Source organism: Maribacter taeanensis, from assembly GCF_047345145.1.
In the GTDB taxonomy this organism is placed as follows: domain Bacteria; phylum Bacteroidota; class Bacteroidia; order Flavobacteriales; family Flavobacteriaceae; genus Maribacter_C.
In genome coordinates this window covers 65,456-88,375 of record NZ_JBLFER010000005.1, presented here as the reverse complement: position 1 = coordinate 88,375, position 22,920 = coordinate 65,456, and the positions used below count along the sequence as shown (strand labels likewise).

At 37.9% G+C, this 22,920-nt stretch carries 15 protein-coding genes; 4 read left to right on the top strand and 11 right to left on the bottom strand.

The genetic code is table 11. The features are described 5' to 3' along the window. Position 1: 1 nt before the first annotated feature. The 3 genes from ACKWCD_RS15405 to ACKWCD_RS15395 all read left to right on the top strand — a co-directional run bounded on the left by ACKWCD_RS15405 (position 2) and on the right by ACKWCD_RS15395 (position 2,920). Positions 2 to 1,114 (top strand): D-TA family PLP-dependent enzyme, encoded by a 1,113-nt coding sequence (locus ACKWCD_RS15405; protein ID WP_413984849.1) that lies wholly within the window; start codon positions 2 to 4, stop codon positions 1,112 to 1,114. A gap of 2 nt (positions 1,115 to 1,116) precedes the next feature. Further along, positions 1,117 to 2,181 carry a dipeptidase gene (locus tag ACKWCD_RS15400; RefSeq protein WP_413984848.1) on the top strand — a complete coding sequence of 355 codons (1,065 nt, stop codon included), beginning with the start codon at positions 1,117 to 1,119 and terminating at the stop codon, positions 2,179 to 2,181. An 88-nt stretch (positions 2,182 to 2,269) separates the two neighbouring features. After that, the gene (locus tag ACKWCD_RS15395) at positions 2,270 to 2,920 is read left to right on the top strand and encodes a hypothetical protein (RefSeq protein WP_413984847.1); all 651 of its coding nucleotides are present in this window, start codon (positions 2,270 to 2,272) and stop codon (positions 2,918 to 2,920) included. A 91-nt stretch (positions 2,921 to 3,011) separates the two neighbouring features. On the opposite strand, the gene ACKWCD_RS15390 is transcribed toward ACKWCD_RS15395, so the two are convergent. The 3 genes from ACKWCD_RS15390 to ACKWCD_RS15380 all read right to left on the bottom strand — a co-directional run bounded on the left by ACKWCD_RS15390 (position 3,012) and on the right by ACKWCD_RS15380 (position 9,834). Continuing rightward, a complete protein-coding gene (locus ACKWCD_RS15390; RefSeq protein ID WP_413984846.1) occupies positions 3,012 to 6,650 on the bottom strand; it encodes an ABC transporter permease/M1 family aminopeptidase in 3,639 nt (1,212 codons plus the stop codon). Between the two features lie 35 nt (positions 6,651 to 6,685). Next, the gene (locus ACKWCD_RS15385) at positions 6,686 to 7,573 is read right to left on the bottom strand and encodes an ABC transporter ATP-binding protein (RefSeq protein ID WP_413984845.1); all 888 of its coding nucleotides are present in this window, start codon (positions 7,571 to 7,573) and stop codon (positions 6,686 to 6,688) included. Between the two features lie 71 nt (positions 7,574 to 7,644). Then, on the bottom strand, positions 7,645 to 9,834 hold the full coding sequence (locus tag ACKWCD_RS15380; RefSeq protein ID WP_413984844.1) for an acylase: 2,190 nt from the start codon (positions 9,832 to 9,834) through the stop codon (positions 7,645 to 7,647). Positions 9,835 to 9,979: 145 nt separating this feature from the next. Here ACKWCD_RS15380 and ACKWCD_RS15375 point away from each other — a divergent pair, with 145 nt between their 5' ends. Next, on the top strand, positions 9,980 to 11,716 hold the full coding sequence (locus tag ACKWCD_RS15375) for an ABC transporter ATP-binding protein (protein WP_413984843.1): 1,737 nt from the start codon (positions 9,980 to 9,982) through the stop codon (positions 11,714 to 11,716). A 160-nt stretch (positions 11,717 to 11,876) separates the two neighbouring features. On the opposite strand, the gene ACKWCD_RS15370 is transcribed toward ACKWCD_RS15375, so the two are convergent. From ACKWCD_RS15370 to ACKWCD_RS15335, 8 genes are all read right to left on the bottom strand, one after another. Next, entirely contained in the window at positions 11,877 to 12,209 is a 333-nt protein-coding gene (locus tag ACKWCD_RS15370) for a 2Fe-2S iron-sulfur cluster-binding protein (protein WP_413984842.1), read from the bottom strand. Then, entirely contained in the window at positions 12,209 to 13,267 is a 1,059-nt protein-coding gene (locus ACKWCD_RS15365) for an NAD(P)/FAD-dependent oxidoreductase (RefSeq protein WP_413984841.1), read from the bottom strand. The genes ACKWCD_RS15370 and ACKWCD_RS15365 overlap by 1 nt, the downstream gene beginning before the upstream one ends. Positions 13,268 to 13,341: 74 nt before the next feature. Beyond that, complete coding sequence (locus ACKWCD_RS15360; protein ID WP_413985053.1) at positions 13,342 to 13,581, bottom strand: NifU family protein; 240 nt, start codon at positions 13,579 to 13,581, stop codon at positions 13,342 to 13,344. A gap of 14 nt (positions 13,582 to 13,595) precedes the next feature. Further along, the gene (locus ACKWCD_RS15355; protein ID WP_413984840.1) at positions 13,596 to 14,735 is read right to left on the bottom strand and encodes an Mrp/NBP35 family ATP-binding protein; all 1,140 of its coding nucleotides are present in this window, start codon (positions 14,733 to 14,735) and stop codon (positions 13,596 to 13,598) included. A gap of 233 nt (positions 14,736 to 14,968) precedes the next feature. Then, positions 14,969 to 15,631, bottom strand: coding sequence for an ABC transporter ATP-binding protein (locus ACKWCD_RS15350; RefSeq protein ID WP_413984839.1), 663 nt, complete (start codon positions 15,629 to 15,631; stop codon positions 14,969 to 14,971). A 10-nt stretch (positions 15,632 to 15,641) separates the two neighbouring features. Next, positions 15,642 to 18,002 (bottom strand): ABC transporter permease, encoded by a 2,361-nt coding sequence (locus tag ACKWCD_RS15345; RefSeq protein ID WP_413984838.1) that lies wholly within the window; start codon positions 18,000 to 18,002, stop codon positions 15,642 to 15,644. Between the two features lie 28 nt (positions 18,003 to 18,030). Continuing rightward, the gene (locus ACKWCD_RS15340; protein WP_413984837.1) at positions 18,031 to 20,445 is read right to left on the bottom strand and encodes an ABC transporter permease; all 2,415 of its coding nucleotides are present in this window, start codon (positions 20,443 to 20,445) and stop codon (positions 18,031 to 18,033) included. A gap of 24 nt (positions 20,446 to 20,469) precedes the next feature. After that, positions 20,470 to 22,857, bottom strand: a complete 2,388-nt coding sequence (locus tag ACKWCD_RS15335; RefSeq protein WP_413984836.1) for an ABC transporter permease — start codon at positions 22,855 to 22,857, stop codon at positions 20,470 to 20,472. Positions 22,858 to 22,920 lie beyond the last annotated feature (63 nt).

Here is a 22,920-nt window from a genome sequence, read left to right as displayed (position 1 = left end):
CATGTCTGAAAATACCTGGTATACCTTGAAAGATACAAGTGAGATAAATTCTCCTTCCTTACTTGTTTATCCTGAACGTATTGAGGAAAACATTCGTACGATGGTTTCCATTTCTGGTAGCGTTTCGAACTTGCGACCTCATATCAAGACGCATAAAATGGCTGAGATTGTGCAAATGCAACAACGCCATGGTATTCAAAAATTCAAATGTGCTACTATCGCAGAAGCGGAATTGTTAGGCCAATGTGGAGCTCATGATATTCTATTAGCCATGCAGCCAGTTGGAGCGAACATCAGTCGCTTTTTTAGCCTGATGGATGCCTTTCCGAAATCTAGTTTTTCGACTTTAGTGGATAATGAAACTATTCTTAATCAAATCGCCCAAAAAGCATCCAAGAAGAATACAATTGCTCCGCTATATTTGGATATTAACTCAGGGATGAATCGAACAGGATGTATTCCTGATGCGCAGGCTGTTTCATTATATAGTTCGATGGAAAACAATCCGAATATTGCGGCTTGTGGACTTCATGTATATGACGGTCATATTCGGAATTCCAATCTTGAAGAACGAACCGAGGTATGTAATACCGCATTTCAAAAAGTTTTGGATTTAAAGGATGCTATAAAAAAAGAAGGTATTATCGTTCCAGATATTATTGCTGGTGGTTCGCCATCTTTTCCTATACATGGAAAACGAACAGGAGTTGATGCTAGTCCAGGAACTACGTTACTTTGGGATGCCCGTTACGCGGAACTATTTCCCGATATGCCTTTTTTACACGCGGCTGTTTTGTTTATCCGCATCATTAGCAAACCTGAGGAGAATATTATTTGTTTTGATTTAGGTCATAAATCCGTTGCTCCAGAAATGGGTTTCCCAAGAGTTCAAATTTTAGGCTTGGAAGATAGCGAGCAGATTGGTCAAAGTGAAGAGCATTTAGTAGTACGAACTCAACGCGCTGATGAATTTGAAGTGGGAGATGGGTTTTATGCCATTCCAGTTCATATTTGTCCGACAGTTGCCAAATATGAGGAAGTACTAACTATTTCCGATGGGGTCGTTACAGGAGCTTGGAAAGTTGCCGCCAGAAACCAAAAAATTACGATTTAATTATGTTCATATTCGACGCCCATCTCGACCTTTCTATGAACGCCATGGAATGGAATCGTGATCTTACCTGGTCGGTAGAAGAAATCCGCGAAAGTGAAATCGGAATGACTGACAAACCTGATCGAGGTAATAATACAGTTTCGTTTGAGGCAATGCGAAAAGGGAATATCGGACTTTGTATGGCGACTCAAATTGCACGCTATGTGCATAAGGATAACTCGCTACCCGGTTGGAATTCACCCCAACAAGCTTGGGCACATACACAAGCGCAGCTGGCATGGTACAGAACGATGGAAGAGGCTGGTGAATTGGTACAAATCAGAAATGGCAAACAGCTGAAGGCTCATTTAGAAAACTGGAAAACATCCGAAGGAAAAAAACCCATTGGCTATATTTTGAGTTTGGAAGGAGCAGATTCAATAGTATCCATTGACTATTTGGAAAGAAGTTATGAGCAAGGATTGCGGGCTATTGGTCCAGCTCATTATGGTCCTGGCACCTATGCGCATGGCACCAATTCCGTTGGTGGAATCGGCACGAAAGGAAAGGCGCTCCTCAAAGAAATTGAACGTCTAAATATTATTTTAGATGCCACACATTTATGCGACCAAAGTTTCTGGGAGACCATGGATAATTATAACGGTCCCGTTTGGGCAAGTCACAACAACTGCAGAGCCCTGGTAAATCACAATCGCCAGTTCTCAGATGAGCAAATTATAGAACTTATTTTTCGAAATGCTGTTATCGGGATAGCCCTAGATGCCTGGATGATGGTACCAAATTGGGTTCGGGGTGAATCAACTCCAAAAGGTATGAACGTGACGCTTCAACAGATGATCAACAATATTGATCATATTTGCCAACTAGCCGGTAACACATTACACGTTGGTATTGGAACCGATTTAGATGGAGGTTTTGGAAAAGAACAATGCCCATCGGATATTGATACCATTGCAGATCTTCAAAAAATACCTCAGCTACTATCAGCACGGGGGTATTCTACATCAGATATTGAAAACATAATGTCTGCAAATTTTCTTCGTTTTTTGCAAAACACATGGAGTTAAGAGCAAAACATCGAATTTAACAGCAAATTAAGCCCCTCTGGCAAGGTATTTGTTATTTTTGGAAGTATTAAACGACCTTTACTTTGTTATGAAATCGTTGCTTACATTTTTACTTTTTCTTATACCCTTACTGGGATGGTCACAGGTTGGAGATCTCCCTGATGCGAAACCTCTGAAAATAGAGGCAGCAAATAAGCTCGATAAGGACGGGAAAACTGATAAGGGTACGGCACTTCGCATTCCTGATATTATTAAGGAACAACCCAAAATCAACTTTAAAGATTCTCTTGGCCGTAAGCCAGTGAAAATGCTTGATGATCGCAATTTGGTGCAAGCAGGTGCCGGCTTAAAAATAGATCCAAAAGTTGGACCGCGGACAGCGAAAGAAGGTTCTAAAGATCACTTTCCGGATCAAAATTTAGGTGAAATTAAAAGTAATGGGAAATTTGTGGGGGTCGTAGCCAGAGACCATGAGTTTGTAGATGGTGATCGAGTAAAAATTTATTTAAATGAAACAGTGGTAGATGCTAATATGCTACTAACGGGAGTTTTCAAGGGGGTAAACATTGACTTAAATAAAGGTTTTAATCGAATTACATTTGAAGCCCTTAATGAAGGTTCTTCATCTCCGAACACAGCCCAAGTAGATGTCTATGATGACCAAGGGCAGTTGATTTACTCCAATAAGTGGTTGTTATCAGGAGGTTCTAAAGCATCCTTAGTAATTACAAAGGACTAATAATTCTTCAAATCTTATATTCCCTAAAATACTTGTCGAAGACTAGCAGACCTAGTTTTCACAAGGCACGTCGACATTCCTAAATTCAGGATTATTCTGCCTTCTCAACAGCTATTACATTGTCATCTGGTATACGGTCAATCATTTTGTTGTAAGGGTCTATTCCAGCCTTAACCGGTTCTTTATCAATGGTATATGAAAATGTAGTCTTGCCTGGCTTCACCCACTTTTTTTCTAGTACTAGCGGTACTTTTTTAGTCATTCCATTGACCACCGTATCATTTTGAAATATGGCAATTTCTAGTAAGTTCGATTTTTCTGGAGCTCCAATATCTTTGCCATTACCATCATAGTAATTTTTAGCACTTTGTACTTCGATATTTACCTTGTATTTACCATTATCCAAAGCTGTATACGTCGCCTCGTTAACTTTATTAGTATACAGTGTGATTTTCTCGAAGCTATCTTCAAGATAATATTTTAAGGAATCTGGGGTAACAGATTTTATATGAGAATACCATTCATTTGAAGTTGCAAAGGGTGCTTTGGGTCTAAAAGCTGCGCTATCAATAAATGTCTTAAACCCTTTATTAAGTTCCTTTTCCCCAACATAATCTTGAAGAGCATACAAAATAAGCCCCCCTTTTCTGTACCAAACATAGCTTTGCGTATCATTATCTAACAAAGTCTTTTCAAACTTATTTTCACTTGCCCTACCTCTTAGGTAACTATCCAATTCTCGTTTTAGAAATTCTTGCATTGCATCAACGCCATACTCCTTTTTCATAACCATTAAAGAAGAATACTCAGCCATAGATTCAGAAATTTGATTTGCGCCTCGGGTAGCAGATGGCGTGATTTGATGTCCCCACCATTGATGCGCCACTTCGTGTGAAGTAACCATATAGGCATAATCGGTATCAGACGGGTCACTAAAATCTCCAACCCAACCAAAACTCTCTGCATAGGGTACCGTATTTGGAAAAGATTGTGCAAATGATTGGTAACGTGGGAATTCAATAATACGCATTTGTCTATACTGGTATGGACTATAGTTTTCTGAAAAGTAATCCAACGAATGCCTTACCGCTTTAGCAAAACGTTCTACATTGTAGTCATGTGCTGGGTGATGAAAAATTTCAATCGCTACCTCGGCACCATCCTTACCCTTCCAATTTTCTTTATGTATATCATACTTGGCAGAAGAAACATTGAAGAAATAGTCCATTTCACCTTCCATTTTGTAGTGGTAATATTTTCTACCATTCTCTTCCCATTCTTTTTGAAGATAGCCTGGCATTATAGCTATTTGATCTGGTGCTGTACTTACGGTTCCCTCAAAAGTTATATAGTCCGCATCATCATTAAATAGCAGATTACTTAAACCCCATTCATCATCTTGAGCTGGAGCCTGATACTCTTTTTCAGGCAATTCATATTCCTTTCTATACTTATCGCTAGTCAATTCAACTTGCGGATTGTATCCAAAAGATGGAAAAAAGTCTTGATTTAAAAAAGTTCCGTTATAAACGATATCTGAACCGCTTCCTTCATTTGGAAAACCTTTGTAACCTTTCTTTATTGAAAGCTCCATTAAGGTAGTATCGCCAGGCATCATAGGCTTTGGCAATGCGTAGAGTTTATATCCAAAATCATCGTAAACCTTTCCTTCCTCTAACGCTATGCCATCTACTTCAAATTTAAGAAGTTCTCTCTTCAGTAAACCTTCTATTCCCCAATTGATATGCAAAGAGTCAATTTTCGTTTTACCTTTGTTTACCATCGTAAACATTCCAGCCATACTCGCATATCGCTCCTCAGGTACCAAATCAACATTCACTTTCACATCGGTAAATTTTGGTTGATTTATAAAGTTATACTTACTCAATGTTTTTTCATAGTTGGCGGATTGTTCTCTTCTATCATCCGATTCTATATAGGTATTTAAAACATTTGTATTATAGTATACAAATGCTCCTGTACCAATCCAAACAGCTAAACCCAGAAACATGGTCAGCTTAGCCTTACCACCAAAACGCTCCTTAGCTTCTTGAAAACGTGACTTTAATCCAGAATCTGTTCCTCGCTTCCAAAATAAAAGTCCGATTACCGTCAAAATCAAACCAAAACCTAACCAATATAATCTGAACCAATTTTGTCCTTTTAGAAAATGTCCGAAGCCATTCATATCAGAAATAGTATATCCAGGAGAATAACTATATAAAAACATATTAAAGTTGACGTCTGCCAAACTATTTATAAGAAAAAGTCCGGCCCAAATAGCTATCGTTATAACATGACCTAGGAATTTTTTACTCACCAGCGAATGCACGAAAAAAGCCAGCATTACATAGGAGATATACTTTGGAAATTCAATAATATATAGATCAAGGAAATACTTATCAAATTCAAAATTAAAATAGCCTTTTAATATTTGATTTAGAACGCCACTTACCATAATCATATTTACCAATACGAAGCATACAAAAACAAGAGCTAAAAACTTTGAGCCATAAATCACCCAATTTGGTAACGGTAACGCACCATATATTTGATCGTATTTAACACCTCGTTCTCTATGCAAGACTTCTCCTGTCATGAATACAATAAGAATGAAAATTAAAACCACATAATTAAAAGACTTTACCTCTAACATATAGTAAGTCATTGGAAGCATTGGTGTGCCATATGTTGGATCACCAAACCAACCATCAAAAAACAAGAATAACACTGCAGCAATCAGTATGGCTTTGAAAAATAAGTCTTTGCTAATATTTCTAAACTCCATCCAAGCCAATCGGACCAGCAATTTAAAGTTACTTGCACCGCTAAATACTTGAGATACTTTAGGAATTTTAGTCAAAACAGACTGTGACGACTCGTCCGTATCCGTTAGGGCTTTCTTTTTTTTGCCAAGCTTTTTATCCAAAAAGCGTTGAAAATCAAATCGAAAAAGTGTTAGTAAGAAAATTAAAATACCTACACCTACCCAGAGTAAACGATTCCAAAGAATCATACCCGCTAGCGGCACGGTCAAAGTATTTTGTTCTTCAGGTGTCCAGTATTCCGTTAAATTACTTATTCCTCCAAGGCCAAAAGGATCCATCAAACTTACTAGGTCTTTATTATCAATGTCTTGAGTTAAGGTAAGTGTCACTAAATAGACAATAAATAAAATAGCTCCTCCAGCATAAGCCAGCATAATTCTTTTGGTTAGCGCCACTAAGGCAAAGAAAATACAACCTGTAAAAAAAAGATTTGACCAATAATAAAACAGGGCCGGCTGTAGGTAGTGCCAAAAATCAAAACTTGTATAACGTTCCGCTGGTTCAAAACCAGCATAAGGACCGATAGCAAACCCAATAATCAATCCGAAAATAAACCCTAGACTTACCAAAAACAAAGTAGCCATTGAACCAAAGAACCTTCCTAAAATATATCCTTTTTCACTTATTGGGTAGCTAAAAAAGTAGTTCTGCGTGCCATGTTCAAGGTCTCTGTAAACAGGTACACCCATAATGGCACTGGCTAGCATAATTCCGAAAATACTTACCGCATTTAAATTAACTGCTAGCGCATAAGGTGAATTTTGAAATACTTTTTCTGATACACCCATAAAGCCACCGATGGAAAGAAAAAGACCTAAAACAAATAAAATTCCAAAGTAAGCCCAGGTTGCGGGTCGTTTGATTCTATACTTTAATTCAAAGGAAAATATTTCGCTAAACATGTTGGTTGATTTTAGTAGTTATGATTGATGAATTTTTAAACTGTTACGCCTTCAAGACGTGATGAAATTTCAGTAAAATAAACGTCCTCCAAATTAGCAGGACTACTTTCAAAACTACTATCTGGCTGACCGTCACTATGCACATGAATTAGTGTTCTACCAGCCTTTAAGTGAGTGGATATTACTTGATGTTCAGCCCTGTGGGCATCTAAGTCTTTTTTATCAATCATTTTTTTCCAAATCTTGCCTTGAACTCTTTGGGTCAATTCTGTTGGGTTACCCTGAGCCACTACCTCACCTAAACAAATAATGGCCATGTTTTTACAAAGGTTGGCTACATCGTCTACAATATGAGTAGAAAGAATAATAATGGTGTTCTCTCCTATTTCACTCAATAAGTTATGAAAACGAACGCGTTCGGCTGGGTCTAAACCTGCGGTAGGCTCATCTACAATGATCAATTTAGGAGAACCTATCAAAGCCTGAGCGATTCCAAAACGCTGTTTCATTCCCCCAGAGTAAGTCCCTAAATTTTTGTTTCTTACATGCCAGAGGTTGGTCTTGTTCAATAATGCTTCTACCAAATCTTTACGTTCACCCTTACTAGATACCCCCTTTAATGAAGCTATATGATCTAGCATTTTATATGATGTTACCTTTGGATATACTCCGAATTCTTGCGGCAAATACCCTAACATTTCTCGCACTTGCTCCGTGTCTTTAAGAATATCAACATCACCCATTTGAATTGAACCACTATCCGCCTTTTGTAGTGTCGCCATGGTTCGCATTAAAGAAGATTTTCCTGCACCGTTTGGCCCTAAAAGACCGAACATACCTTGGGGTATGGTAAGACTAATATTTTTGAGCGCTTGAACGCCATTTGAATAGGTTTTGTTAAGGTTCTCGATTTTTAGTTCCATTCTTTGCCAGTTTAGTTTGGATTATTGGTATGAGCAAATCTTGACTTGTTACAAACAAGACGTACTATTTTTTATTTCCGCTGCCCAGGTATATAGGTTTCTTTAGCTCTCTTTAAAACATCTTCTTTGTAGTACGGTACATCTTTCCATTTTACATCTGCATACATTTGAATTTGATCATCAAAATGCGGTGAGTTTGAATCACCACTTTGACCGCCAGCTAGAATCGATTTTGCCTTTACTTTTTCACCAAACTCGACTGCAGCAACAAAACTATTTCCTCGAGTACCATATAATTTCTTAGCGCCTTCAGACGTATATCTCGCTCCATAGGCCGCTAAGGCTCCCCATCTACCAGAGGCGAAACCAATAGGAATGCTTGGTTTACTATCATCAAAATCTTGACGAATATCACCATTCAAACGTTGGTATCGATTTACTTCTCCCCAAGGGATTTCCCATGTGCCAAAATCTGCGGTAAGTTGGTCCAATACAGATTCAAAAATTTGGATACGCTCACCCATAGGAGATTTACTTCCCCAATAGGTTACGCGTTGCATAGGGGTCATTCCTTCAGGATATTCCCCTTCTTTATAATATAGTGTACCATAAAAATGCGCGAGTGTCATCGCTACAGATTCTTTTGAAGTTTGGAAATCCCAGGCAGCTATAATTTCCATAGCTTCCTGCAATTTTGGATCTCGATCATCGTAACGATAATAAGCCTTTATCAGTCCAGGTATTAGAGCTTCAAAAGCAGGTAAATAAGGATCATGAGCTAATTCAATTAATCCGTCTAAAGTATAATCCTTCCTATCCCTTAACAAACCAATGGCATGCACACCTCTAAAATTCTCTCGATCGATAGACATATAGTTAGGATAGTCCTTCTTCTTCGGACTGAATTGCAACGCAGCAGTATAAGGCGTTGAATTGCAATTCTGCAACCAGCCATTTTTAGGGTTTAACAATTGAATATTTTCTTCTTGAGGGTGAAGTCCCTGCCAATCAGTTTTTGGACTACTGCCATCCACTGGTTTCGTATAATCATATGACACATCGCGTTTGGGAACAAAGTTGCCGTGGAAATAGGCGATATTTCCTTCTGCATCAGCATATACCGTATTATTGGATGAATTGGCTCGAATATCCATCATTTCTCTAAATCCCTTGTAACCTTCTTTTTTTGTTCTTGTAAATGATTGTTCTAGCGCCTTTATGGGTTCCCACATCATCGCTGATGCAGTCCAACTGTCCTCTACCATATGCGTAATCGGGCCATGATGCGTTCGGTACATAGGGAACTTCTTCTCCTTAAATTGCTTTCCATCTTTATAGGCCAAAGTAATTTCTGAAGTGGTTACTGGTCTCAACTCCTCACCATATTCATAAAACAGTTTTCCATTAATATTGACGATCTTTTCTTTAAATTCATCAATGACATCTGTATCGCCTGAAGTATGCATCCAGCCCGTTTTTTCATTGAATCCTTGATAAACAAAAAACTGCCCCCAAGTAACAGCACCATAGGCATTTAACCCTTCTTCACTTACCATGTGGACTTCCCCTCTAAAATAAAACGAAGTATGCGGATTGATTAAAAGCATTGCATTACCTGATTCGGTTAATTCTCCTGAAATAGCGATTCCGTTTGAGCCTTGAGGTTCAGCTTCCAATTCTTTTTTTTCAATTTCTTCAAATTCCATTTCTGGGATTTCCATTCCACTTTCATAAAAAGCCTTGATTTTATTTGTTCTAATCCGTTCGATATCACCTCCTATTGAACCCTCACTAAAATACATGGGCATCCAAGGTTCAAAATGATACAGTAGTTTTGGTGTCACTTCTGGATGCGTTTCTAAATAGTAATTAATTCCATCAGCAAACGCGTCACAAAGTTCTTTCAACCATTCGGGACTCTTCTCATAATTCGTTTTCGCTTCCTCTTCGGTCATGAAAAGTTTAGCCCTTAAATCACTGTATATGGCATCTTCACCATCAACCTCAGCCAACCTTCCTGTAGCCCATATATAATTTCGTTCTACACGATTAAAATCATCCTCGCATTGGGCGTATAGTAATCCAAAGACAGCATCGGCATCTGTTTTACCGTAGATATGGGGCACTCCAAAATCATCCCGAATAATTGTGACATTCTCAGCCTTCTCTGCCAAAGTAGGTCCGCTTTGTGTCTTAGTTGATTCTGAATCGGTTTTGCAAGAAAATAATATTAGGAATAAAACAAATAGTAACTTTCTCATAAGAATGTAATTAGTGCCCGTTAAATTAGTGGACTTGATATTGAAATACTAATTTTTTACTTAAAAAACCTATACCTCTAAAACCAATGTTAGATTAAATACTTTTTTGAACTAACTTGCATCTTCAACTAAATTTTTACCCTCAATGGCTGAAAAAAAAGTCAGTATCCTTACCGCATTTAAAACCATTATCTGGCCAAGACGAAATCTGGTTTTTATTGGGTTGCTCTTAATAGTGATTAGTAAAGCAGCAAGTTTTGTAGCACCACTATCTCTCAAGTATTTGATGGATGATATCATACCAAACAAAGACGTTGATTTTTTAAAGCTATTGGTTGGTGCTGTTATTTTTGCTATTACGGTTCAAGCGATCACTTCTTTTTTGCTTACCAAAATATTAAGTGTTCAAGCACAGTTTTTAATTTCTGAATTGCGAGCACAAGTGCAGAAAAAAGTGCTTTCTCTACCCATTAGTTTTTTTGATAACGCCAAATCAGGAGCCTTGGTTTCACGCATCATGAGTGACGTAGAAGGCGTAAGAAATCTTATCGGTACTGGACTCGTACAATTAGTAGGAGGTTCAATTACAGCGATTGTCTCTCTCATTCTACTGCTACAGATTAGTTGGCAGATGACCCTTTTTACTCTGATCCCACTAGCTATTTTTGCTGTAGTTGCTTTAAAAGCCTTCAAATTCATACGCCCCATTTTCAGAAATAGAGGTAAGATTAACGCAGAGGTCACAGGTAGACTTACGGAAACATTGGGTGGTGTTCGCGTCATCAAAGGATTTAATGCCGAAGCTCAAGAAAATAAGGTCTTTGAAATAGGAGTTGCTAAGCTGTTTGAAAATGTAAAAAAGAGTTTGACTGCAACAGCTTTTATGACCAGCTCTTCAACGTTTTTATTAGGAGTGGCAACAACGGGAGTTATGGGCCTTGGTGGCTATGAAATAATGAATGGTAGTTTGACCATTGGAGAGTTTTTAACCTTTACTTTTTTACTGGGATTGATGATAGCACCCATTGTACAAATGAGCAATATTGGAAGTCAGTTGACCGAAGCCTTGGCTGGTTTAGACCGTACCGAAGAACTCATGAATATGACTCCCGAATCAGATGAAGAAAATCGAACTATCGTTTTAGAAAATATCAAAGGAGATATCGTTTTTGACGATGTTTCCTTCGCCTATGAAGAGGATAAAGAGGTATTGCACCATATCAGTTTTGAAGCCAAATCTGGAGATGTTATTGCTTTAGTGGGAAGTTCAGGTTCAGGAAAATCTACCATTGCTGGATTAGCAGCTACTTTTTTGAATCCCCAATCGGGTATGATTTCTATTGACGGAAACGATGTCTCCAAAGTAAACCTGAATAGCTTTAGAAAAAACCTGGGAGTGGTTTTACAAGATGAATTTTTGTTTGAAGGAACCATTCGCCAAAATATACTTTTCCCTAGACCTGATGCCACTGAAGAAGAATTAGACGCTGCAGTAAAAGCAGCCTATGTAAATGAGTTCACGGACCGTTTCGAAGATGGACTAGAAACATTGATAGGAGAACGCGGTGTAAAATTATCAGGCGGACAACGACAACGGATTGCGATTGCTAGAGCTGTTTTAGCAAATCCAAAAATTTTGATTTTAGATGAAGCTACATCAAATTTAGATACCGAGAGTGAAGCTTTGATTCAAAAGAGTTTAGCGACACTAACTGAAGGTAGAACGACATTTGTGATAGCTCACCGATTAAGTACGATTCGTAAGGCCAATCAGATTTTGGTCATTGAAAATGGAAGAATTGCGGAGCAAGGGACTCATGATGAACTGATTGCAAAAGAAGGTAGGTACTATAATCTGTTTACGTATCAGGCCCGGATTTAGTAAAGTGCGAGGTTTGAAATACGAAGTACGAAATAAAAAAGTTGGTTGTCATTGCTAGGAGCTTTTTCGCGACGAAGTAATCTAAACTTTTGGAACACGAAATAAACAGATTGCTTCGTCAATCTCGATTTCATCTCGATTCCTCGCAAAGACGGTATAATTAAACCTCCTCTGGTGCTAATTCAACCTCTAAGCCATCCATGTCTTCGGTAATATGGAGTTGACAACCCAAACGAGAATTGTCTTCTACGTTAAAAGCTTCAGCTAACATCGCATCTTCATCATCTGATTTTTCAGGAAGTTCATGCCCTGATTTCACGTAGCATTGACAAGAAGCGCACATAGCCATTCCACCACAAATTCCGATTGTTCCCTCGGGAGCAAGTTCGTAAGAACGAACCACTTCCATAAGATTCATATTCATATCAGTGGGGGCGTCTACTTCGTGGGTAACACCTTCTCTGTCAGTGATTTTAATCCTAATATCTGTCACTATTCAATTGCTTTAACGACTGCCTTCGGCGCTTCTTTTTTACTTCCGTCGAAACCTGTAACTCCTCCTACGGTCGTATACTTCATTACATATTTCTTATCGGGAAAAATTCTTTGATAAGCGCTTTGACACATTAATGTTGCTTCATGAAATCCACAAAGAATCAATTTTAATTTCCCTGGATAAGTATTTACATCTCCTATAGCATAAATACCAGGAATGTTGGTTTGATAATCTAAAGTATTATCAACTTTTATGGCATTCTTTTCGATTTCAAGTCCCCAATCTCCAATGGGTCCCAACTTGGGTGATAAACCAAAGAGAGGAATGAAATTATCTACCTCTAGAATAATATCACTATCATCGCCTGTTTTTCGAATCACTACAGATTCTAGTTCGTCTTCTCCATTTAAACCAACTATCTCAGCCGGAGTAATTAGTTTGATTTTTCCGGCATCCTTTAAATGCTGAACTTTTTCTACGGAATCTAAAGCGCCTCGAAATTCATTTCTTCTATGCACCAAAGTCACCTCGGATGCAACATCTGCTAGAAAAATGCTCCAGTCTAAAGCAGAATCGCCTCCTCCGGCAATTACAACTTTCTTATTTCTGTAAACTTCAGGATCCTTAATGATGTAAGCAATACCTTTGTCTTCAAACTTAGACAAGTTTTCAAGCAAGGGCTTTCGAGGTTCAAAGCTTCCCAATCCACCTGCGATGGCTACTATCGGCGCATTATGTTTTGTTCCTTTATTTGTAGTCACCACAAAAGAATCATCTTCTAATTTTTTAATAGTTTCGGCCCGTTCGCCCAAAGTAAAGCCTGGTTGAAAGGGTTTTATCTGATCCATTAAATTATCAACCAATTCTCCCGCCAGAACTTCCGGGAAGCCTGGAATATCATAAATGGGTTTCTTTGGATAAATTTCAGAACATTGTCCGCCTGCTTGTGGTAAGGCATCAATCAAATGACACTTCAACTTGAGTAAGCCTGCCTCAAAAACAGCAAAAAGACCCGTGGGCCCTGCACCAATAATCAATATATCTGTTTTTATCATTTAAAAATCAAATTGGTAATAGCTACAAAACTACTTTCCTGTAGCATAAAAAAAGATGAGATTTATCAGGAAAATTATGAGAGATTGATGACTTCTTCAATTTGAGGAGCGTATTTCTTAATGGTCATTTCAACGCCGCTTTTCAAGGTCATTTGATTGACAGAACAACCCACACAGGCACCTTCTAAACGGACTTTTACCGAATTTTCATTGTCAATTGATACCAATGTGATATCACCACCATCACTTTGTAAAAAAGGTCGAATTTCCTCTAAGGCCTTTTCTACATTCATTTTAAGTTCTTCGGATGTCATTGTCATCATAATTCCTATTTTTTAACAGCGGAGCAACCAGCCATTGTTGTTATTTTAATTGCCTCCGTAGGTGGTATATTTTTATTTCTTGAAACGACTTCTTGTACCACATTTTTGGTTAACTCTTCAAAAGCCGCTTCAATCGGAGTTGCTGTTTGTAATGCTGCAGGTCTACCTACATCACCCGCTTCTCGAATGCTTTGCACCAACGGAATCTCTCCTAAAAAGGGAACTTTTAAATCTTCAGCAAGATGCTTAGCGCCTTCTTTTCCAAAGATAAAATACTTGTTTTCAGGAAGTTCCTCTGGTGTAAAATACGCCATATTCTCAACAATACCCAAAACAGGCACATTGATGGAATCTTGTTGAAACATTGCCACTCCTTTTTTGGCATCTGCCAAAGCCACTTCTTGAGGTGTGCTAACAATTACCGCGCCCGTAACTGGCATCGCTTGCATAATACTCAAATGAATATCTCCAGTACCTGGAGGTAAGTCTAGCAACATGAAATCTAATTCTCCCCAATGGGCATCAAAAATCATTTGATTCAGTGCTTTGGAGGCCATAGGACCTCTCCAGATTACTGCCTGACTTGGTTGTGTAAAGAATCCGATAGAAAGCATTTTTACACCATAACTCTCGACAGGTTTCATTTTCGATTTCCCATTGACGTTTACTGCCAAAGGTTTTTCTTGAGCGACATCAAACATAATAGGCATAGATGGCCCATAAATATCTGCATCTAACAAACCAACTTTAAAGCCCATTTTAGCTAAAGTCACTGCTAAATTTGCCGTAACGGTAGATTTTCCAACGCCCCCTTTTCCGGAAGCAACGGCTATGATGTTTTGAATTCCGGGAATGGGTTTCCCCTTGATTTCATTGGTTTTTGGTTTTGCTGCGGCAGCTTCAACCTTTATATTCACTTTGATTTTTGCTTTTTCGTAAACCTCCTTGTGAATAATTTTCAGGATTTCTACCTCTGTTTTTTTACGAGCTTGTAAACTAGGATTGCTTATGGTAATATCAACCTCAACCTCATCACCAAAAATCTGTATGTTTTTTACCGCTCCGCTCTCGACCATATTTTGGCCTTCACCAGGAACTGTAATGTGTTCTAACGCCTTTAAGACATCTTTTTTATCAATCTTCATTATGTATATTCATTCTAAACAACAAAGATACAGTATAGCCCTGAAAGGCTAAAGGGTTTGGATTGAAATGTGGAATGATGCGATAGGGATAGATTATTGGATTATTGGATTATTGGATTATTGGATTATTGGATTATTGGATTATTGGATTATTGGATTATTGGATTATTGGATTATTGGAAATAATAAGAATTTTAACAAATCCCCAAATAACCAAATGAATATTTTACAAACTATATTTGTCTTCCATCGAGCAGATTAATAATACGAGAGCCATATGCTGCGTTTTGTTCAGAATGGGTAACTTGAATGATAGTTACACCTTCTTCATTCAGGGTTTTGAAAAGTCCCATAATTTCTTCGCTTTGCTGTGAATTCAGGTTACCCGTTGGTTCATCCGCCAGTATAAGTTTAGGGTTAGCAATTAAGGCACGAGCTACACCCACCAATTGCTGTTGACCACCACTTAGCTGCGAAGGGAAAAGATCTTTCTTGCCCACAATATTAAATCGGTCTAACATATCGGCTACCATGGCTTTTCGTTCTGAGCCTTTGAACTTTTTGTACAGTAACGGCATTTCCAAATTCTCCTTCACAGTCAAATCATCCAATAAATGATAGGATTGAAAAACAAATCCGATATACTCTTTATACAAATTCGCTCGATGTTTTTCTTTTAAGGTATGCACGGACTCATGCAAAAAGTTGTATTCCCCTTCGTCAAAATTATCGAGCATACCAATGACATTTAACAAGGTAGATTTTCCGGAACCTGAGGGTCCCATAACCGAGATAAACTCACCCTCTTCGACCTCAAGATTGATGTCTTTTAATAGAAAGATTCGTTGGCCGCCAGAATTGACCCATTTGAAAATATTGTTTAGTTGTAGTAGCATCGTTTTTTATTTATTCTGTTCGTAAACTTTTAACTGGGTTTACAATAGCCGCTTTAATCGCTTGATAACTTACAGTTAAAAGTGCAATGACCAAAGCCAAAATTCCCGCTAGGGCGAAAGTCCACCAAGAAATGGTAATTCGGTATGCAAAATCTTCTAACCATTTGCTCATAAAATACCATGAAACGGGCACCGCCAAAATTATAGATATCAAAACCAACTTTAGAAAATCTTTCGATAATAAAGTTGTTATGCTTTGCACTGAAGCCCCCAATACTTTTCTTATTCCGATTTCTTTGATTCGATTTTCTGCCATGTAGCTTGCCAGACCGAATAAGCCTAGGCAAGAAATGAAAATTGCGAGCAGTGTAAAGAGGCTTACCAATTGTCCTGTTTGCTTTTCACTATCAAATTTTTTGGCATATTCTTGATCTACAAACTGATAATTGAAAGGATACTCAGGATTATATTTTCGAAAAACAGCTTCGGTTTTAGCCAAGCTTTCTGTAGTGCTGACATCTTGATTAAACTTAATATGAACTACGCTAAACCAAGCTTTTGCCCCTTCTATTACCATGGGTTCTACTTTCTGAAAAGGAGAATTCATAACAAAATCTTTTACTACGCCTACAATATGCCATTCTATTCCATTGTCTTTTATGATTTGCCCAATAGGCTCATCAAAATTCATGAGCTTTACTGATGATTCGTTGATAATGGCAGCAGTTGAATCTGTTGGATATTTAGTTAAGTCAAAATCGCGCCCTTCAATAAGTTCAATACCCATAGTTTTTACAACAGCGTCATCCGCGATAAATCGATGAACTAATGTCTTATTATCTTCACTTTTGCCTTTCCATTCAAATCCCCAAGTATTACTCTGAGTTTCTGTTATTGGAGAATTAGTTTTAGTGACCGATTCAGCTATTCCATCAGATAAAAGTTCGGTTTTAATCAAGGTGTAGTTCTTTTCAATATCTCCTTCTATCGTAGAATAGACTAAATTGTTCTTGGCGTAACCCGATTGTCTATCTTGAACCTTTTTCAATTGCTGTGTTACAATTATACTAGCAGTAATAAGAATAATCGCAGCAGAAAATTGAAGTACCACCAAGACTTTTCTCGGTGTAATTGGAGAACTCATTTTTTTAAAGGTCCCTTTTAAAACTGCAGAAGGTTTGAACCCAGAAAGGTATAAGGCTGGATAACTTCCTGCCAATATTCCCGTAAAAAGTATGACACCACATGCAGATAACCAAAACCATAAATTCGTCATATCTAATGACAATGGCCTCTCTACCAATTCACCGAAAGACGGCAAAGTAATTAGCACAATTACTAACGCAAGCACTGCTGCTAGTATTGAAATTAATATAGACTCTCCTAAAAACTGACCAATAAGCGCCCCTTTTCTCGCTCCTACGACTTTTCGAATTCCCACCTCTTTCGCACGTTTTTCGCTACGGGCAGTACTTAAATTCATGAAATTGATACAGGCAATAATTAAAATAATGGCAGCAATAATACCGAACATTCGAATGATATCAATTCTACCACCGATTTCCTTACCATTTTCAAACTCTGAATACAACCAATACCTTGACCAAGGATATAAAAAGGTTACCATATCAGGAGATTCTTTGTCATGCCTTTTGCGTAGTGTTTTAATTTTTTCCGAAAAGGCATCATAGTTGACCCCCTCCTTTAATAATACATATGTGGCAATCGAATTATTTCCCCAATGTTCATCAGTCCAACCTTTTTGATGAATATAGGCCCAAGGCATTAAAAATTCAAAATTGAAACCCGTATTATCAGGATGGTCTTTCAATATCCCAGTTACCTTGAAACTATCGACATTATCTACTTTTACTATTTTACCCACCGCCGGTTCGCTTCCAAACAATTTTTTTGCGAATGATTCGGTAATAACGACGGAATTGACATCTTCTAAAACTGTTTCGATATTTCCTTCCAATAGAGGGAAACTAAATATGTTCAAGAAATCAGGATCAACAACAGTACCTATAGATTTTATTCTTTTATCATCTTTTGAAAACAAGAATTCTGTATCATAGAAGTATCTAGAAACACTTTCCACGTCTGGATAGTCGTTTATTATTGTAGGTGCCATGATTTTTGGAGTGGAATTCCAAGTCCATATTTCACCATCTACCGGAGCTTGATTATAGACTTCATAAATTCGATCTTTTTTTTCATGGAATTGATCAACTCCCATTTCGAAATTAATCCATATTAATATCAGAGCTGTTACCGCCAGACCAATTGAAAGGCCCACAATATTCAACAAAGAAAAACTCTTGTTCCTGAGTAAATTTCTCCAAGCTATTTTTAGATAGTTTTTAAACATGCTTCTCTTTTTTTGATTGATGAATTCTTTATTCTGTTCGTAAGCTTTCTACGGGATTTCGAGTAGCAGCTTTAATTGTCCTGCTTCCAACCGTTACCAATGCTATAAAAGTGGCCAACAAACCTGCGGCAAGAAAAAACCAAATACTCAAATCTATTTTAAAAGGGTAATTCTGCAACCACTCTTTTATGAACCACCAAGCAATCGGCGTAGCAATCAAAAATGCTATTCCCACGAGTTTTAGAAAGTCTTTGGTGAGTAAAAATGTGATATTGGTGACGCTAGCGCCGATAACTTTTCGAACTCCTATCTCCTTTGTACGTTGGGTCACAATCAGTAAGGATATCGCAAATAAACCAATACAACTTAGGGTAATTGCGATAATTGACCCCACTGTAATCATTGTGGTCATTTTTTCCTCTTTTCTAAAAGTACGATCTATATTTTCGTCTAAAAATGAACCTAAGAATTCAGAATTTGGTGAGATTTTAGCCCAAGCTTTTTCAATAGCTTCATAGGATTTTGATAAGTTCTTCGGAGCTACCTTTACATAACCATAATACAAATCATAATCACGGCTCATCATCATGGTAATGGGAGCAATAGTTTTGTCCAATTTTTCAAAGTGATAATCTTTTACCACACCTATTACAGGAAAGCGCAATGAATCACTAAAGCTAATATATGCGGTCAGAGGGTCTTCTTCCCCAAACTCTTTGGCCATGGCTTCGTTGATAACAGCTCCTGACCTGTCATTAGCAAAAGCTCTATCAAAGTTACGGCCCGCTACTAGCTCCAAATCCAATGTCTCAACATAGTCATAATCAACCGTTAGGTAATTCGTGTTAATTACTCTGTTCTTATACTCAAAACCGAACATACTACTCGAGACACTGCCATCTTTTCCGTATCCTAAATTGTTGTCAGCCCCCGATATTTCTAAAATATCCGAGTTGCCGGCTAATTCGTTTCGCAATAAATCCAAGGCATCATAGCTGTTCTTTTTACCATCCAATGGAAAAGAGAGTACTTGCTCTTTATTAAAACCAAGGTCTTTGTTACGCATAAAATCCAATTGACTTCGCAATACTAGTGTTCCTGTTATCATTAAAATAGCAATCCCAAACTGCAAAATCATTAAAGCATCCCTAACCCGATGCTTTCCAGAGACATCTGATTTTCCCTTCAAAGACTGAATAGTCCCCAACTTGCTCAAAAGCAAAGCAGGATACCCCCCGACTATTAACGTAATAATCAGTATGGTAAGTAAAAAAATTAGGATAGTAACTGGAGATAAAATCAATTCAAAAGATACGTCTGTTCTAAAAATGGTTTTAAATTCATCAATAAGTAAAATACTGATTATCAAACCAATGCCTACGGAAAATAGAAAAACAAGCAAGCTCTCCGTCCAGAACTGAAAAAAGAGCTGCTTTCTTCTTGCCCCCAATGTCTTTCGCATGCCAATTTCCTTTAAGCGTTGTCCGCTTCTGGCAATACTCATATTAATAAAGTTCACACAGGCAATAAAAAGAATCAAAAAGGCAACGCCGAGTACCATGTAAACTTTATTTCGGGTGACTTCAATATATCCATTTCGTAACGTTGCAAAATTTTCATCCAATAACGGTAAAAGTTCAAGCTTATAAAAAAGGCCATCTGCATCAGGTTGGGCACCGTCACGTTTGGCATTATCTATTCGTTGTCTAAAATTGGTGCTTACTAATGAGCGTGTTGCCATATCAAACTGACTAGGAGCAACATTTTCATCCAATTGCAAATAGATATCATGATACCTTGCGCCCCATTCATCCTTATTTTCCAGATAATCTGCTTCTTTTTCAAACCGGATGGCAATTTCAAACTCTAAGGTGCTCTGAGCCGGGTTATCCTCCACAACAGTTCCAATGGTAAAAGGTTGGTCTTTTCCATCGATCAGAATTTCTACTGTTTTACCAATGGCTTCCTCATCTCCAAACAGCAATTTTGCAGTTTCTTCTGTAATGACAATATCCGATTGTTTTTCAAGTGGATTATCTATTTTTCCTTTAATAGCTGGAAAGGTGAATATGTTGAAGAAATCCGCATCAACCCAAATAGCGTCCATGTTAATTTCTTTCTCCTTATAAGTGAGTACTGCCTCTTGCTGCAAATGACGGGTAGCCTTTTCTATACCTGGCACTTCGTCCATGATGGTGGGCAATAAAGGAGCAGAATGGCTTACACTTACTTGAGGACCTTTCGGATTTTGCCATGCGGAATACACCTTGTAAATGTCTTTGGCATTGGTATGGAACTTGTCGTACGAAAGGTCAAAAAATCCTGCCATTGATAAAAGAATGGCGACAGCAAAAGCAACAGACAACCCAACAAGGTTCAAAGTGGTAAAGGTTTTGTTCTTAAGAAGGCTGCGCCAAGTAATTTTTAGATAGTTTTTAAACATGATTTTCGAATCTTAATTGATGATTTATTCGGTTCTTAAACTTTTCACCGGGTTCGCCGAAGCTGATTTCACAGCTTGAATTCCCAAGGTAAGTGAGGTGATTAGCAAGGCGATTAATCCCCCAAGAGCAAACATCCACCATTGTATGGTTATACTATATGCAAAGCTTCCAAGCCAAGCATTCATAACAAACCATGCTATAGGGAATGCAATGAGCGCGCCTATACCTACTAAAATGATATAGTCTTTCGATAACAAGACAACTATTTTGAGTACTCCTGCCCCTAGAACTTTACGGATTCCAATCTCCTTTATTCTTCTTTTGGCCATAAAGGAAATAAGACCGAACATGCCTAAGCAAGAAATAAAGATGGTGAGCAGCGCAACTACATTTATAACTTTCAACATACCTTCTATTAGGCGATATTGTCCATTTACTTTTTCATTTAAATACGCTTGTTCATAATTTCTACGAGAATCTATTTCGCTGAAAGCGGATGAAATCAAATTCTGTATGGTCTTTTCTTGGCCTTCTGTAACTCGTACCGAAAGATACCGATGGGCACCCAAGTTTTCCTTTTCTCGGTAAAAATGTGCCAAAGGTTCCACAGCATTTTGCAAATCTTGATAGTGAAAATCTTCCATAACCCCAACTATCGAATAACCTTCTGTATCATCATTTTTCCACTTCAAGCGCTTTCCTTCAATAGAAGTCCACCCGAAGGCCTCCATAGCACTTCTATTGATAATGACAGAGTTATCCTCTGAACTATCTATGTTTTTATCAAAATCCCTTCCTGAAACAATCGGAATTTGAAGGGTTTTCAAATAACCTTCATCAGTATGAGACCGACGGATTCGCACATCTCTGCCACTATCTGTATCATGATATGTAGTGTAGTTAAAATAATAATCTGACGGAATTGACTCACTAGTCGAAATGTTATTAACATAGGGGTTAGCGCCTAGTTTATCTATCAAAGCTTCAAAATTGGAGCTCGCCGTTTCAAGATTCTTATAATCTAAATCTATGCTTCCGACGATGACATTCTCTCGCTCAAAACCTACATCCGCACTTTTCATAAAACCGACCTGGCTATTCAAGATGATCGCTATACAAATAAAGAGAATCGCTAGAGCGAATTGCGCGATAATAAATGAATTCCGTAGGAAGAAATTACTTTTAATACTCTGTATTTTTCCTTTGATTCCTGTAGAAATAGGAAGAGAAACAAATCTTAGCGTGGGAAATATTCCAACGACTAAAGTGACTAGTATGCCTAAGCCAATAGCAGATAGAACAACCGGATAATCATTTTCAAAACTAAAGGAAATCGCTCCAAATTCTGCCCCAAAAATATCGTTCACCTTAGGTAATAAAAAACCAAGAAATAGGACTCCAGATATAAGGATAGATATTAATACTAAAATGCCATTCTCTAAACAAAACTGTGTAATTACACCTTTTTTACTACCCCCTAAAATTTTGCGTACTGCAATGTCTTTTGTACGACGAAACATTGTGGAGGTATTCAGATTAATCAAGTTTACAAGCACAATAAGCAGTACGAAAAACGATGCGGCGATATTACCGTTAATGATAATTTTAGCCACTGGAATCATATCAGTTCGAAATTCGGTAAAAGGCATTGCCTTTAACTCGGAAATAATTGTTGGGTCCGAATAGTTATTCTTCATCAATTGATTGACTTGAGCTTCCAATTGTGCTATATCGGTATCTGACCGTACCCTTAGGTAGTTGGGTGAAAAACTATTGGACCAATTTGTTTGTGATAAAAAATTCGGATTGTCTTTCAAAATTTCATTGGGCAAAACTACCCCTAATCGAAACGAAGAATACGGACTAATAGGAGCGAAAACACCAGTAACCGTGAGATTTAAAGAGTCGGCTCCGATTAGCTTTTCACCAACCGGATTCTTTTCCCCAAAGATTTTTTGGCTGACCCTATCGGTCAAAATAATGGAATACTTCTTTTCTAAAGCAGTATTCATATCTCCATACTTCAAAGGCAAGGAAAAAACTTCAAAAAATTCGGGATCTACATAATCGGTGCGCTCTTGTAATTCCTTTTCTCCGCGCTCCAACCACATCGTATTACCCCAACCATGCAAATGGGTACCAGCGATGACCTGCGGTGAAGTCTCCACTATTTTATCCATTAAGGGATACGGGGTAGACCTATACGTGTCTCCACCAGTTGTTATCGTTTTTAAATAGTAGATATTCTCTTGATCAGCTATATTCGCATCTGCCGTATAATAAGCGTAAACCGAAAAAAGTAACGTTAGCACGCTGGCTACCCCTATACTTAGCCCAATAAGATTGAGTGAAGAAAGCAATCTGTTTTTCCAAAGATTTCTAAAGGATAGTTTTAGGTGGTTTTTTAGCATGACTGATCGTTTTTTGATTGACGTCTTTGCATATCTAAGAGATTACCTTAAAAAGACACTTAG